The organism is Nocardiopsis sp. NPDC055879, from assembly GCF_053615935.1.
The window spans coordinates 18738-34244 of sequence record NZ_JBSHCT010000008.1; the positions used below are offsets into that span (position 1 = coordinate 18738).

Consider the following 15507-nt stretch of genomic DNA (forward strand, 5'->3'; position numbering starts at 1 on the left):
ACGTGGTGGACCTTGACACAGGTGCAAGGGGTCATGCTCCGGGAACACTCTCCACGAAGGCGCGGCACGAGGGGGAGTGATCATGCGGGAACGGGACGCGACCGTGATCGGCCTCGACGAGGTGCGGCGGGACATGGGCGCCTTGGTGGGCGGCAAGGCCGCCGGCCTCGGGGAGATGATCGCCGCCGGGGAGCGGGTACCACCGGGGTTCTGCGTGACCACCACGGCCCTGTCCTCCGGTGACGTACCCGCCCGGGAGATCGCCGAGGCCTACCGGCGACTGGGCGGCGGACCCGTGGCGGTGCGATCCAGTGCCACGGCCGAAGACCTGCCCGAGGCGAGTTTCGCCGGGCAGCAGGACACCTACCTCGACGTCGACGGCACCGACGCGGTCGTGGACGCGGTCCGCCGTTGCCGGGACTCCCTGGAGAACGCGCGCGCCATCGCCTACCGGGAGGCGAACGAGGTCGAGGAGGCCGACGTGCGCATCGCGGTGGTGGTGCAGTCGATGGTGGACGCCGCGACCGCCGGGGTCATGTTCACCGCCGACCCGCTCACCGGTTCGCGTTCGCGCACCGTGGTGGACGCTGTACCCGGGCTCGGGACGGGTGTCGTGGACGGCACGGCCGAACCGGACCACTACGTCCTCGACACGGAACGGATCGTCGAGGGTTCGGGCGGGTGCCTGTCCGGGGAACGGGTCCGCGCGTTGGCCGCAGTGGGCAGCCGACTCCAGCGGCTCTTCGGCTCACCCCAGGACGTGGAGTGGGCGCACGACCGCGACGGCGGGCTGTGGCTGTTGCAGTCCCGCCCCGTCACCACCCTCTTCCCGTTGCCGCCACAGGACGTGCCCGACCCACCCCGGCTGTACATGGAGGTCGGGAACATGCAGGGCATGCTGCGCCCGTTCACACCCATGGGGCTCTCCCTGCTCGAAGACATGTGGACCCACGGGTGGCGGGCGTTCGGGGCGCCCGGCGAGACTGCGGGGTCGACACCGTTCATGGTCGGCATCGGTCGGCGACTCTACGTGGACATCACCTCGCCGCTGCGCGACCCATGGTCGCGTTCCGGGTTGGCGCGGAGCATGGAGGTGTACGGGCCCCGAGTACGCGCGGCGGTGGAGCACCTGTACGACGACCCCCGGTTCGCGCCACGTCCTGGGGCGTCGTTCCCCGTGGGCACCGTGCTCGCGATGGCCGTCGCCCTGCTTCCCCCGATCGTGCTCGGGATGGGCCGTGCCCTGATCGACCCGCCCGCCGCCCGGGCCCGGGCGTACGAGGCCGTGGACCGGTGGCGTTCCCTGCGTGGACCGGGGGCCGAGGCCGACGCCGCCGCACGGGTGGAGTGGGTCCTGGATGACGCCTTCGACGCGTTGCTCGGCCCGGACCTGGTGGAGGTGATCGGGCCGGTGGGGGCGGGGCTGCTGACCATCATGGCCCCGGCCGCCCTGCTACGCGGGGTCGCGTCGAGGGAGGAGACCGACACCGTCCTCGGTGGAGCACCGCACAACGTCACCACGCGAATGAACCTGGAGCTGTGGCGGATGGCCGAACGGGCCCGCGCGCACCACGACCTGTTCACCGCCACCCCACCGGGGGAACTGGCCGAACGGTACCTGCGCGGGGAGCTTCCGGACGTGGGGATGGCGGAGTTCCTGGACCGTTACGGGCACCGCACGGCGGCCGAGGTGGACATCGGGGTGCCACGTTGGCGCGAGGACCCCACCCAGGTGTTCGTCGTCATCGCCGAACACCTGCGTTCACCGGGTGGGGAGCAGGCCCCGGACCGGCGCCACGCCCGGGCCGCGACCGCCGCGGAGTCCATGCTGGCGGAACTGCAGCGGCGGGCCGTGCGGGTTCGCCCGGTACGCGGGCTGCTCGCGGCGTTCCTGATGCGGCGCTCACGCGAGTTGGCGGGCATGCGGGAGTACGCCAAGTTCGCGTGGTTGGTGCCGTTCGCCGAGATGCGGCGTCAGCTGTCGATGGCCGGTGCGGAGCTGACCTCGCGCGGGCTGTTGGATCGGTCCGAGGACCTCTTCTTCCTGGAGCCGGACGAACTCCGGACGGCCGCGCGCGAGGGTGTCGACCATCGGGGGACGGTGGTCGAACGACGCCGTTTCCACCGACGCGAACTGCGCAGACGTTCGGTTCCGGCGACCCTCCTGACCGACGGGACCGACGTGACCACGACCCTGCCGCGCCCACCCATGATGGAGGGCGGGTTCCCGGGGGTGCCCGCCGCCCCGGGACGGGCCGAGGGGCGGGCCCGGGTCGTGCTGGATCCGGCGGATGCCCGTGTGGAGCCCGGAGAGATCCTGGTCGCGCCCACCACCGACCCGGGTTGGACCCCGTTGTTCATGACCGCGGCCGGTCTGGTCAGCGACACGGGTTCGGCGATCGCCCATGGTCCGACGGTGGCCCACGAGTTCGGGATCCCGGCGGTGATCTGCGTCCTGGACGCCACCACCGTCATCCGCACCGGCGACCTGCTGCGGGTCGACGGCGTGGAGGGCACCGTCACCGTCCTGGAGCACGCCCCTAAGGACGACGGATAGAGACGGTCAGACGGCGGACCAGCCGCCGTCGACCGGCAGGATCACGCCGTTGACGTTGCTCGCCGCGTCGGAGGCCAGGAAGACGATGGCCGAGGCGAGTTGTCCGGACTCGGCGATCGGGCCCATGTTGCCCATGTAGCGGCCCAGGACGTTCGGGCCCATGGCCTCTGAGTCGGCGTGGACGCTGATCCCGGTGGCGACGCCGCCCGGGGCGACCGCGTTGACCCGAACGCCCTGGTCCCGGTACATGATCGCGGTGGACTTCACCAGGCCCACGACCGCGTGCTTGGAGGCGGTGTAGGCGGTGCCCGAGGCGCCACCGCGCAGGGCGGCCTCGGATGCGGTGAAGACGATGGAACCCTTCTGCTTCTCGGTCATGTGCGGCAGGACCGCGCGGGTGAGCAGGAAGGGCGCGGTGACGTTGACCCGGATGACCCGCTCCCACACCTGGTCGGAGACGTCGGCGGTGGCGGACATGTCGTCCATGATGCCCGCGTTGTTGACCAGGACGTCGATCCCGCCGAGGCGGTCGAGGGCGGTGGCCACGACCTCCGCCACCACCTTCGGGTCGCCGAGGTCGCCGACGACGCTCTCGGCGGTTCCACCGGCGGCGCGGACCTGCTCGACGGTCTCGCGGGTGCCGTCGGCGTTGAGGTCGGCCACCAGGACCCGGGCGCCGGCCTCGGCCAGCTGCAGCGCGGTGGCGCGGCCGATGCCGGAGCCGCCTCCGGTGACGATGGCGTTCTTTCCGTCCAGACCCGTCATGGGAATTTCCCTCTTTCTCGTGCGGGGTGCCGGCTCCGATGGCCTGCGATATTGTCACTCTAGGACTTTTTGTCACTCAGCGACAAATATACTTCGAGTGCCACCCGTCTCGATAGAGTGGACAGCCTGAGGGAACAGACCGAGGAGGTGCCCTTGCCGCGCACCGAGACGCCCTCCCCGGAGGCCATGGGCCGGGGTCGCCCGCCCATGAGCGACCGGCGCAAACACATCATGCGCACCCAGATCGCCCGCGCGGCCGTGGAACTGTTCACCGCCAAGGGCGTCTCCGCGACCACCGGCGACGACATCGCACACGAGCTCGGCATCTCCACCCGCACCCTGTGGCGCTACTTCCCGAGCAAGGAGAGCTGCGTGCGCCCGCTGCTCACCGGTGGCCTCGACCTCATGACGGAGCGGCTGCGAACCTGGCCCCCGGAGCTGTCCCTGACCGAACACCTGGAGCGGTCCGGCGCCCTGGCCGAGGACGCCGAGACACCATCGATGGCGTCGATGATCGACCTCATCCGCATGACCCGCACCGAACCCGGCCTCCGAGCGGTGTGGCTGGACGTGCACCACTCCGCCGAGGAGGTCTTCGCCGAGGCCATCGCCGACCGCGCGGGCCTGACACCCGGCACGCTCTCCGTCCGGGTCCGAGCCGCCACCATCAACGTGGCGCTGCGGGTGGCCGCGGAACGGTTCGCCGGCCGCACCGGCGACGGCGACCAGGGCGAGGACATGGCGGACCTGATCCGCGCGGCCCTGGACGTGGTCGACGACGGACTGGGACCGATCACCCGCTGACCACCACCGAGGAAACGATGTCCCCCTTCCACCCCGACCTGGCCCACGCGCGATTCCTTCCGCCCTTCCCGATCGGTACGCGCACGGCACGCATGGTCCAACGGGCCAGCGAACGCATGCGCCCGCCCCGCGCTCCAGACGACGTCCTGATCGAGGAGCACACCGTCCCCGGCCCGGAGGGCGCACCGCCGGTCTCCGTGCGCCTCTACCGACCCCGCTCACTCCAAGGGCCGGTCCCCGCGCTGCTGTGGTCCCACGGCGGCGGGTACCTGTTCGGCAGCCCCGTCCAGGACGAGAACCGCAGCATCGGGTTCGCGCTCGACCTCGGGATCACCGTGGTCGCCCCGCGCTACCGCAAGGCACCCCAGAGCACACATCCCGCCCCGGTCGAGGACGTCTACGCCGCCCTGTCCTGGATGGTGGCCGACGCCGACCGGCTGGGTGTGGACCCCGCCCGGATCGCGATCGGCGGGGCCAGCGCGGGCGGCGGCATCACCGCGGCCCTGGCCCTGCTGTGCCGTGACCGAGGTGGCCCGATCGACCCTCTGTTCCAGCTGCTCGTCTACCCGATGCTGGACGACCGCACCACCCTGCGCTCCGACCTGGACACGCTTTCGACCCGTATGTGGTCGGTGGCCGACAACCGGTTCGCCTGGCGGACCTACCTGAACCGGTTCCCGGGCGGCGCGGGTGTCTCCCCCTACGCCGCGCCGGCCCGGAGCGAGGACCTGTCCGGGCTGCCCCCGGCGTGGATCGGGGTGGGCACGCTGGACCTGTTCCACGACGAGGACGTGGCCTACTCCGAGCGACTGCGCGAGGCCGGGGTGCCCTGCGTGCTCACGGTCGTTCCGGGCGCCTTCCACGGGTTCGACGCGCTCTTCTCGCGGACGGAGGTGGTGCGCGAGTTCAGGCGTACCCAGACCGAGGCCCTGCGCGCGGCCTTCACGGAGCGGTTCCCCTAGTCTGTCGGCGCACGACGACGAGAGGTCACCATGACGCTGCGCGCCCCGGACGAGGTCGCCCGGTTCTTCGACGGACTGGACCTGGTGGAACCGGGGATGGTGCCGATCACGCGATGGCGCCCGAGCCCCACCGACGTGGGCGAGCCCCGGGACGTGGACGAGTTCGGCGCCGTCGCCCGCAAACCCTGACCAGGACCGGTTCGACCACGAGCCCTCCTGGATCGGTCATCCGGTGAACCGCTGAGTCGGTGGGCCCGGATGTGGTCCGGCACACGATTCATCCCGAAAAAAACCGAACTCTTCACATTAGCGAAAACCTTCCCGGGAATTCCTCGAAAAAGTCGCCGGACAAAGAGACCCCAGGTGAAAACGGGGCAGGTCCGGATCGTTAGGGTTCCGGTGGTCCCGGTGAGTGCTCGCACCCGCCGGGCCACCGGCGACGAGGCCGGACAGGGCAGCGCCGCACGAGTTCAGGAGGCATCGGGCATGTTCCGAAAGATACTGGTCGCCAACCGCGGAGAGATCGCGATCCGTGCGATGCGCGCCGGGCACGAGGTCGGAGCGAGGACCGTGGCGGTCTTCCCCCATGAGGACCGCCACTCCCTGCACCGGCTCAAGGCCGACGAGGCCTACCAGATCGGGGAACAGGGCCACCCGGTGCGCGCCTACCTGTCGATCGAGGAGATCGTACGGGCGGCCGTGGAGGCCGACGCGGACGCCGTCTACCCCGGTTACGGGTTCCTGTCGGAGAACCCGGACCTGGCCCGGGCCTGCGCGGACGCGGGCATCACCTTCGTCGGGCCGCCCGCCGAGGTCCTGGACCTGACCGGCAACAAGGCCAGCGCGATCGCGGCGGCCAAGCGGGCGGGCATCCCCGTCCTGGACTCCTCCGAGCCCTCCACCGACATGGACACCCTGATCGCGGCCTCCCGCGAGATCGGGTTCCCGCTGTTCGTCAAGGCCGTTGCCGGCGGCGGTGGCCGTGGCATGCGCCGGGTCGACACCGCCGACACGTTGGCCGAGGCGGCGGAGGCCGCCATGCGCGAGGCCGGGACCGCCTTCGGCGACCCCACGGTGTTCCTGGAGCGGGCCGTGGTGGACCCGCGCCACATCGAGGTGCAGATCCTCGCCGACGGCCAGGGCGGCGTCATCCACCTGTACGAACGTGACTGCTCGGTGCAGCGTCGCCACCAGAAGGTGGTGGAGATGGCCCCCGCGCCGAACCTGTCACCGGAGCTGCGCGCGCGGATCTGCGACGACGCGGTGCGCCTGGCCAAGGAGATCGGCTACCGCAACGCGGGCACCGTCGAGTTCCTGCTCGGCAAGGACGGCCGGCACGTGTTCATCGAGATGAACCCGCGCATCCAGGTCGAGCACACGGTGACCGAGGAGGTCACCGACGTCGACCTCGTGCAGTCCCAGCTCCGTATCGCCGCAGGGGAGAGCCTCGCCGACCTGGGCCTGAGCCAGGACGACATCGTCGTGCACGGCGCCGCCCTCCAGTGCCGCATCACCACCGAGGACCCCGCCAACGGGTTCCGCCCCGACACCGGAACGATCAGCGCCTACCGCTCCCCCGGTGGTTCGGGCATTCGCCTGGACGGTGGCACGGCGGCGGCCGGTTCGGAGGTCAGCGCCTACTTCGACTCGTTGCTGGTCAAGCTCACCTGCCGCGGTCGTGACTTCGAGACCGCGGTGAGCCGCGCCCGCCGCGCGGTCGCCGAGTTCCGGATTCGCGGCATCTCCACCAACATCCCGTTCCTACAGGCGGTGTTGGAGGACGACGACTTCCGCGCGGGTCGCGCCACCACCTCCTTCATCGAGGAGCGCCCGCAGCTGCTGACCGCGCGCCCCTCCGCGGACCGCGGCACCCGCCTGCTGTCCTACCTGGCGGACGTGACGGTGAACAAGCCGCACGGCGAGCGCCCGCAACTGCTCGACCCCACCGCGAAGCTGGTCGAGGCGCCCCAGGAGGCGCCACCGGCCGGTTCCAAGCAGCGCCTGGACGAGCTGGGCCCGGAGGGTTTCGCCCGTTGGCTGCGCGAGTCGCCGAACCTGGGCGTCACCGACACCACCTTCCGCGACGCGCACCAGTCGCTGTTGGCCACCCGGGTGCGCACCAACGACCTGCTGGCCGTCGCGCCCACCGTCGCCCACACGCTGCCCGAGCTGCTGTCCCTGGAGGCCTGGGGCGGCGCCACCTACGACGTGGCCCTGCGCTTCCTCGCCGAGGACCCGTGGGACCGGCTGGCGGCGCTGCGCGAGGCGGTACCCAACATCTGCCTGCAGATGCTGCTGCGCGGGCGCAACACGGTCGGCTACACCCCCTACCCCACCGAGGTCACCGACGCGTTCGTGCGTGAGGCGGCCAGGACCGGGGTGGACGTGTTCCGTATCTTCGACGCCCTCAACGACGTCGACCAGATGCGTCCGGCCATCGACGCGGTCCGGGAGACCGGCACCGGGGTGGCGGAGGTGGCGCTGTGCTACACCGCCGACCTGTCCGACCCGAACGAGAAGCTCTACACCCTCGACTACTACCTTGAGCTCGCCGAGCGAATCGTGGACGCGGGCGCGCACGTGCTCGCGATCAAGGACATGGCCGGCCTGCTGCGCGCCCCGGCGGCCAAGCGCCTGGTCACCGCGCTGCGCGAGGAGTTCGACCTGCCCGTCCACGTGCACACGCACGACACCGCCGGTGGCCAGCTGGCCACCTACCTGGCCGCGGTGCAGGCCGGCGCCGACGCCGTCGACGGTGCGGTCGCGTCGATGTCGGGCACCACGTCGCAGCCGTCGCTGTCGGCGATCGTGGCGGCCTTCGACCACTCCGAGACCCCGACCGGGCTTTCGTTGGACGCCGTGAACGAGCTGGAGCCGTACTGGGAGTCGGTGCGCAAGGTCTACGCGCCCTTCGAGGCGGGCCTGGCCTCCCCGACCGGCCGCGTGTACCACCACGAGATCCCCGGTGGCCAGCTGTCCAACCTGCGCACCCAGGCGATCGCGCTGGGGCTGGGCGACCGGTTCGAGGACATCGAGGCGATGTACGCCGCGGCCGACCGCATGCTGGGCCGACTGGTGAAGGTCACCCCCTCCTCCAAGGTGGTCGGCGACCTGGCCCTGCACCTGGTGGGCGCGGGCGTGGCCCCGGAGGACTTCGAGAAGGACCCGGACCGGTTCGACGTTCCCGACTCGGTGGTGGGCTTCCTGCGCGGTGAGCTCGGGGTCCCCCCGGGCGAGTGGCCCGAGCCGTTCCGCACCAAGGCGCTGCGCGGTCGCGGCGAGCCGCGCGAGGCCGTGGAGCTGACCTCGGTGGACCGTGCCGGTCTGGCCGAGGACCCGCGTCCCACCCTGAACCGGCTGCTGTTCGCCGGGCCCACGAAGGAGTTCGAGTCACACCGCGCCTCCTACGGCGACACCAGCGTGCTGAACAGCATGGACTTCTTCTACGGGTTGCGCGAGGGCGAGGAGCACGTGGTCGACCTGGAGCCGGGTGTGCGACTGCTCATCGGGCTCCAGGCAGTGAGCGAGCCGGACGAGCGCGGGATGCGCACCGTGATGACCACGCTCAACGACCAGTTGCGTCCACTGCACGTGCGGGATCGCGCCCTGGCCTCCAACGCCCCCGAGGCGGAGAAGGCCGACCGGGACGACCCCTCCCAGGTGGCGGCGCCGTTCGCGGGTGTGGTCACCCCGGTGGTGGCCAAGGGCGACGAGGTGGCGGCCGGTGACACCGTCGCCACCATCGAGGCGATGAAGATGGAGGCCTCTATCACCGCCTCGCGGGCCGGCGTGGTCGAGCGCGTCGCGGTCGAGGGTGTCCAGCGAGTGGAGGGCGGCGACCTGATCGTCCGCCTGGGCTGATCCCGAACCCCGAACCCCCGCACCGCAGGAGGCCCTGTGGTGCGGGGGTTCTCGGCGTTTCGGGGTTCCCGGGCGGGCTCGCTTGGGACAGACTGGTCGCGCCTCGTCCCCGCACCGGATCGGATTCCCATGAGCGGCAGCCCGGCCGTCCCCGACGGCGTCGACGTCTCCGTCCCGCACTCCGCCCGGGTGTGGAACCACTGGCTCGGCGGCAAGGACAACTACCCCGTCGACCGCGCCTTCGGCGACCAGATCGTGTCGCTCTACCCGCAGATCGCCGTCGACGCCCGCGCCGGCCGGGCCTTCCTCGTGCGTGCCATCACCCATCTGGCCGCACGAGAGGGAGTACGCGGGTTCCTGGACCTGGGTACGGGGTTGCCGACCCACCAGAACACACACGAGATCGCCCAGGCCGTCGCCCCCGAGTCCCGAGTGGTGTACGTGGACAACGACCCCATGGTGGTCGCCCACGCCCGCGCCCTCCTGACCGGATCCCGCGATGGGGCCACCGCGTTCGTCGACGCCGATCTGCGCGATCCGTCCTTGGTCCTGGCCAGGGCCGGGGAGGTGCTCGACCTCGACCGCCCGGTGGCGCTGTCGATCATCGGCGTCCTGGGACACGTGCCCACGATGGCGGAGGCCACCGACCTCGTTCGCGCCTACATGTCCGACCTGCCGTCGGGCGGCTTCCTGGTGGTGGGCGACAACGTCATGCCCGACGACCCGGTCGCCATCGAGGCCTTGGAACGGTGGAACGAGGGGGCGGCGTTGGCCTACCGCACCCACACCCTCGCCGAGTTCACCTCCTATTTCGACGGTTTGGAACTCCTGGAGCCCGGCGTGGTCCCCTCCACCCGGTGGCGCCCCGAGAACTCGAAGGTCGGGACGGTCCCGCGCACCGACATGTACGCGGGTGTGGCCCACAATCCCTGACTTCGTAGCATGGGGGAATCGCCGAGAACGCGGGTCCCTCCCGCGAAGACAAGGAGCTCCTGTGTCCGACGCCCCCGAACGCGCCCTGGTCGTGATGGCGCACCCCGACGACGCCGACTTCTCCTGTGCCGGCACCGTCGCCCTGTGGACCGAGGCCGGGACCGAGGTGGTCTACCTGATGGTCACCGACGGCGAGGCGGGCGGTGACGAACTCACCCTGGACAGTGCCGAGATCGGGGCGATGCGCCGGGGCGAGCAGCGCAGGGCCGCCGCGGAGGTGGGGGTGAAGGACGTGCGGTTCCTGGGCCACCCGGACGGGCGTGTGGTCGCCTCACTGGACCTGCGCCGCGACATCGCCCGGATCATCCGCCAGGTGCGCCCCCAGCGCATGGTCATCCCCGACCCCGAACGCGACTGGGACAGCATCGCCGCCAGTCACCCCGACCACATGGCCACCGGCGAGGCCGCGATCAACGCGGTCTTCCCCGACGCGCGCAACCCGCACGCGCACCGGGAGCTCCTGCACGTGGAGGGCCTGGCCCCCTGGACCGTGCCGGAGGTGTGGGTGACCGGTGGTCCGAGCCCCCACCACTACTCCGACATCACCCCGGTCTTCGAGCGCAAGCTGGCGGCGCTGGCCGCGCACGAGAGCCAGATCTCCGACATCGACGAACTCGCGCCGTTCCTGCGCACATGGATGGGTGAGAACGCCGTCAAGGGCGGCCTGCCGGAGGGGTCCTTGGCCGAGGTGTTCCGGATCGTGAAGACCGCCTGAGCGCCACGCCGGGGGTGGACAGGGGGACGTATCCTCGGGGCGTGACCGACACGCTCCACGCTCACGCCGCCGAGAAGGCCGCCGATCGGATCCGCGCGATCCTCGGTACGGGCCCGACGACCGTGTTGACCGGGGCCGGGGTCTCCACCGACTCCGGCATCCCCGACTACCGGGGGCCCGACTCGCCCCCGCGCAAACCCATGACCTACCAGGAGTTCGTGGGCGACGCCGCCTTTCGGCGCCACTACTGGGCGCGCAACCACGTCGGGTGGCGGCACGTGGAGCGGACCCGGCCCAACGACGGCCACCTGGCCTTGGCCGAGTTGGAGCGCGCCGGGGCGGTGCACGGGGTCATCACGCAGAACGTCGACACCCTGCACGACGCCGCCGGTAGCAGGCGCGTCATCGACCTGCACGGGCGCTTCGACCGGGTGGTCTGTCTGGCCTGCCGCGTGGTGAGCGACCGTGCGGAACTGGCGGTGCGGTTGACCGGGCTCAACCCGGGTTTCGTCGAGGAGGTCGCCGACGTGGAGGTTGCCCCCGACGCCGACGCGGTGTTGGCCCGCACCGAGCACTTCCGGGTGGCCGACTGCGCGGGCTGTGGCGGCACGCTCAAGCCCGACATCGTGTACTTCGGCGAGAACGTGCCCAAGCCCCGGGTACTGGAGGCCTACGCGATGGTCGAGGAGGCCGCGAGCCTGCTGGTGGTGGGTTCGTCGCTGACGGTCTTCTCCGGCCGCAGGTTCGTCAAGCGCGCCGTGGCCATGGGAAAGCCGGTGGTGATCCTCAACCGAGGCACGACCCGCTGCGACGACATGGCCACGTTGACCCTCGACCACGGATGCTCCCCGGTACTGCGTGCCCTGGCCGACACCCACCGCGTCTGACTTCGTACCGCCCGAGGGGTACGGTGACCGTCGAGGCCCTCCGCTCATCCCGTCTTCACACGTGTTGAGCGTGTGCGGTGCGCACCCACGGGGGATGCTCGGGGTGGATCCCCGCCTTTATCGGCTTTTCTCGGACCGGGTGGATGATCCCGGCCGACTTTGCACACGGAGGATCGCGTGCCGTTCTGTAACAGGAACATCCTCGTCTCGGGAAGCGGTGTCGCCGGTTCGGCGCTCGCTCTCTGGCTGGCCCGAAAGGGCTTCACTCCCACCATCGTCGATTCGGCCCCGGGCCCTCGCGCCGAGGGCGACCACGTCGAGGTATCCCGGCGCGGCATGGAACTCCTGGACCGCATGGGTCTGGGAGGAAGGGTCCGTGCCCTGGGCGCGAACCACACTCAGATCCGCAACCACATCAGCGGTCGTACCGCCCCCATCCTCCTTCCCTTCGACCCCGGATCCGTGATGGTCCGTCACGACCACCTGGTCCGGGTACTGCGGGAGGAGACCGACGGCCTCCCCGACGCCCGCGTCGAACGGATGGACGGCGACACCGTCACCGGCCTGACCCAGGACGAGAACGGGGTGGACGTCACCTTCGCCCGGGCCCAGGGCCGTCGCTTCGACCTGGTGGTGGGCGCCGACGGCCTGTACTCCCCGGTGCGACGACTGGCCTTCGAGGGGCCCGACGAGAACCACCTGCGCCGGTTGGAGGCCAACGTGGCCACCTTCGAGGCGCCCAACGTGCTGGGCACCCGGGACTCCCTGTCCTGGCACACCTGGCCGCACCGGGGTTGTGTGGCCGCCACCCTGCCCGACAACGAACGCCTGTACGTGGTGTTGATGATGCGCGACCGCTTCCCGGTGCGCCCGGGAAGCCTGGACCAGGGGTCCCTGCACCGCGTGGTGGAGGAGTACTTCGGCGCGGACGGGTGGTGCATGCCGCGCTTGTTGGAGGCCATGCGCGAGACCGAGGTGACGGTGGACTCCTCGACGCAGGTGCGCATGAACCTGTGGTCCAAGGGCCGAGTCGTCCTGGTCGGGGACGCCGCCTACTGTCCGGACCAGCTGAGCGGGCACGGTCCCGGGACCGCCCTGATCGGCGCCCTGGCCCTGGCCGGTGAGCTCGCCTACGGAGACGGCGACCACGATCGGGCGTACTTCTCCTATGAGGCGGCGGTGCGGCCCACGGTGCGGGAGGCCCAGGCGGTGGCGCCGCAGTCGGTGGAGACCGGCGCCCCGGAGGTCGAACCGTACGAGATGTGGATGCGCGAACGCGCCGAGGCCGCCCTGTCCCGTGGCGCCAGGCTCATGAACAAGTTGGGTTTCCAGCCCGCCAAGGACCCGGTGGGCGACGAGTTCGCCCTGGAACGCTACGCCACCATGTTCGAGGCGCGAGCCGCCTGATCCCCGCCGGGACGCCGCGACGGCCGCGGGGTCTCCTGGTCGGCCGTGTCGTTCGCCTTGGACGATGTGGACGATCCCGACCGGAACTCCGCGGCCACCGGATCCTGTCCTCGGACACCCACGCATGGTTTACGATAATGATTATCGTTTCCGTCGCTGGGAGGTTCCGCCCCATGTCCGACGTCTCCTCTCCCCTGCGCGTGGTCGTCGTCTCCGGTCTCCACCGCGCCGCCCGCCACCGTACGGTCGACGACCTCATCACCGCGGTCCCGGATTCACTGGCGGTCCACCACGACCTCGACGGCATCGCGGAGGGCACCGTGTACCGCGTGCTGCGCGACCGATGGGGGCCGGTGGGTCACGACCGCGTCGAACTCGACCACCTGTGCGCCTCCTGCACCCTGCGTCGGGACCTCGTCCCCACACTGGAGGAACTGGCCGAGCGCGGCGAGCACACGATGGTCGTCGTGGAGACCTTCGACGGGATCGAACCCCGTGGGGTCTGCGAGGTCCTGGCCGACCACCCGAGGCTGCTCCTGGCCGCCGTGGTGACCGCGGTCGACTCCGACCGGCTGCTCCCCGACCTGTCCGGCCACGACGACCTCGCCGACCGCTCCCTGGGGATCGCCGTGGAGGATCAGCGCGCGGTCGCCGAGGTCCTGTCCCACCAGGTCGAATACCCGACCGTGCTGGTGTTGCACGGCGCCCGCCACCGCGACGAGGCACGCGCGCTGCTCGAACATCTGAACCCGGCCGCCGTGGTGGTGCCGCCCGGCGGTGGTCTGGTCGCCCTCACCGGGGGACGCTTCGACCCGGACCGCGCGCGCAACCGGCTCGACCCCGTCTGGGCCCAGTACACGGGTCGGTCCGACGAACGGGTCTCCACCGTGGTGTGGACCCGCAAACGCCCCCTGCACCCGGGCCGCCTGCGCGAGGCGATGGAGCGCATCGTCTCCTTCGGGCTGCGCGGCCGTGGACGGGTGTGGTTGGCCGGCCGCACCGACACCCTCCTGGTGTGGAACGCCTACAACGACGCCCTGCTGTTGGAGAGCGGCGGCCCCTGGCTGCACGCCCTGCCCGAGGCGGCGTTGGACCTGGTCGGCGAGACCCGCCGTGCCTCGGCCCTCCTGGACTGGGACCCGGTGGTGGGCGACCGTCGCCAGCACCTGGCGTTCACCGGGGTGGACCTGGACGCCGAACGCCTGGTGGAACTGCTCGACTCCTGCCTGGTCACCGAGGAGGAGACGGGTCGGACGCCGGCCGATGACCCCTTCGCCGACGCGCTCTGACCCGCTCAGGCGTCCTTGGGCGGCGCGGTGCTGTGGCGTTCCACCAGGCGGGTGGCGAGCTCCACCCGGGTGGTCTCGGGGACGTCGCCGCCGACCAGGTCGATGAGCATGCGGGTGGCCATCTGCGCCATGTCCCGCAGCGGTTGCCGGACCGTGGTCAGCGGCGGGATCGCCCAACGCGCCTCGGGCAGGTCGTCGAAGCCCACCACGGAGACGTCGTCGGGCACCTTCAGGCCACGTTCGTGCAGGGCCTCGTAGGCGCCCCGGGCCATCTGGTCGGAACCGGCGAAGATCGCGGTGGGCGGCTCGGGCAGTTCGAACAGCGCCTCGGTGAGCTCCTTGCCGGTGCCGGCCATGAAGTCGCCGTGGGTGACGTAGCCGTCCAGGACGGGCAGGCCCGCGTTGCGCATGGCGCTGCGGTACCCGTCCACGCGCCCCCGGCTGCACATCACGTGTGCGGGGCCCGCGATGGTGGCGATCCGCCGGTGGCCCTGCGCGATCAGGTGCTCGGTGGCGGTGAGCCCGCCGTCCCAGTTCGCGGCGCCCACGGCCGGGACGCCGCGTGCGGGGTCCCCTATCGGGTCGACGATCACCACGGGGATGCCCAGGGCGTCGAGCTGCGCCTGTTGCTGCGTGGAGAGTTCGGACAGCACCAGGACCACGCCGTCGGAGTGACGGGCCTGGATGTTGTCCAGCCACTTGCGGCCCGGACGGCTGCGTTTGCGGTCGTGCACCGCCGAGACGACGATGCCGAACCCGGCTTCGTGGGTGACCTCCTCGACGCCGGTGAGGATCTCCATCGCCCAGGGGCTGCCCAGGTCGAGGAAGACCAGGTCGATGAGGCCGACCGTCCGCCTGCCCCGATGCCTGCGCGGCTGGTAGCGGTGTTGTTCGAGCAATCGTTCCACCTGACGTCGGGTGTCGGCCGCGACGTCTATGTGTCCGTTGATCACCTTGGAGACGGTGGAGACGGAGACCCCCGCCTCCCCCGCGATCTCGGCCAGGGTGGGTCGTCTCTTCGCCATATGCCTCCTCAACGTCGGGGATCGAGGTCCCGTGGTCCGCTCAGCGGATTGTAGCCCGAAACATTTCGCCACCCCACACCGTAACCTCCTCGAAACCCGTGCTCCCCTTGACGTCTCTTGGTGGACGACTTAGCGTCAAGCATCCCGAAAGCTATCGGAAACATTTCGGAAGCTTTCGGTCGCCCCCCCATGTTCGACCAGAGAACGGTGTCCACGCCATGAGTCGCACTCACCGGATAAGC

Annotated in this window: 11 protein-coding genes and 1 pseudogene; 10 read left to right on the forward strand and 2 right to left on the reverse strand. The window is 71.0% G+C overall.

Annotated elements, in window-relative coordinates; all coding sequences use genetic code 11:
* Window positions 1-82: 82 nt before the first annotated feature.
* Window positions 83-2557 carry a PEP/pyruvate-binding domain-containing protein gene (locus tag ACWGKS_RS10990; protein WP_452522471.1) on the forward strand — a complete coding sequence of 825 codons (2475 nt, stop codon included), beginning with the start codon at window positions 83-85 and terminating at the stop codon, window positions 2555-2557.
* Window positions 2558-2563: 6 nt separating this feature from the next.
* Here ACWGKS_RS10990 and ACWGKS_RS10995 read toward each other — a convergent pair whose 3' ends face one another.
* Window positions 2564-3322, reverse strand: a complete 759-nt coding sequence (locus ACWGKS_RS10995; protein ID WP_358511543.1) for an SDR family NAD(P)-dependent oxidoreductase — start codon at window positions 3320-3322, stop codon at window positions 2564-2566.
* Window positions 3323-3439: 117 nt separating this feature from the next.
* Between ACWGKS_RS10995 and ACWGKS_RS11000 the strand changes: the two genes are divergently transcribed.
* From ACWGKS_RS11000 to ACWGKS_RS11040, 9 genes and pseudogenes are all read left to right on the forward strand, one after another.
* The gene (locus ACWGKS_RS11000; RefSeq protein ID WP_452522473.1) at window positions 3440-4126 is read left to right on the forward strand and encodes a TetR family transcriptional regulator; all 687 of its coding nucleotides are present in this window, start codon (window positions 3440-3442) and stop codon (window positions 4124-4126) included.
* A gap of 17 nt (window positions 4127-4143) precedes the next feature.
* Window positions 4144-5088: an alpha/beta hydrolase gene (locus ACWGKS_RS11005; RefSeq protein ID WP_452522475.1), complete on the forward strand. Its 945-nt coding sequence runs from the start codon at window positions 4144-4146 to the stop codon at window positions 5086-5088.
* Between the two features lie 27 nt (window positions 5089-5115).
* A pseudogene (locus tag ACWGKS_RS11010) lies at window positions 5116-5277 on the forward strand (SAM-dependent methyltransferase); the annotation flags it as partial.
* Window positions 5278-5574: 297 nt separating this feature from the next.
* Window positions 5575-8949 (forward strand): pyruvate carboxylase, encoded by a 3375-nt coding sequence (locus ACWGKS_RS11015; protein ID WP_452522477.1) that lies wholly within the window; start codon window positions 5575-5577, stop codon window positions 8947-8949.
* A gap of 129 nt (window positions 8950-9078) precedes the next feature.
* Window positions 9079-9882 (forward strand): SAM-dependent methyltransferase, encoded by an 804-nt coding sequence (locus ACWGKS_RS11020; RefSeq protein ID WP_358513439.1) that lies wholly within the window; start codon window positions 9079-9081, stop codon window positions 9880-9882.
* A 61-nt stretch (window positions 9883-9943) separates the two neighbouring features.
* Window positions 9944-10657, forward strand: a complete 714-nt coding sequence (locus ACWGKS_RS11025) for a PIG-L deacetylase family protein (protein ID WP_358513441.1) — start codon at window positions 9944-9946, stop codon at window positions 10655-10657.
* 41 nt (window positions 10658-10698) lie between these two features.
* On the forward strand, window positions 10699-11544 hold the full coding sequence (locus tag ACWGKS_RS11030; RefSeq protein ID WP_358513443.1) for an NAD-dependent protein deacetylase: 846 nt from the start codon (window positions 10699-10701) through the stop codon (window positions 11542-11544).
* Between the two features lie 177 nt (window positions 11545-11721).
* On the forward strand, window positions 11722-12951 hold the full coding sequence (locus tag ACWGKS_RS11035) for an FAD-dependent monooxygenase (protein ID WP_358513445.1): 1230 nt from the start codon (window positions 11722-11724) through the stop codon (window positions 12949-12951).
* Window positions 12952-13124: 173 nt separating this feature from the next.
* Window positions 13125-14240, forward strand: coding sequence for a CobW family GTP-binding protein (locus tag ACWGKS_RS11040; RefSeq protein WP_358513447.1), 1116 nt, complete (start codon window positions 13125-13127; stop codon window positions 14238-14240).
* Window positions 14241-14245: 5 nt separating this feature from the next.
* Here ACWGKS_RS11040 and ACWGKS_RS11045 read toward each other — a convergent pair whose 3' ends face one another.
* Window positions 14246-15265, reverse strand: coding sequence for a LacI family DNA-binding transcriptional regulator (locus ACWGKS_RS11045; RefSeq protein ID WP_358513449.1), 1020 nt, complete (start codon window positions 15263-15265; stop codon window positions 14246-14248).
* Between the last annotated feature and the right edge of the window lie 242 nt (window positions 15266-15507).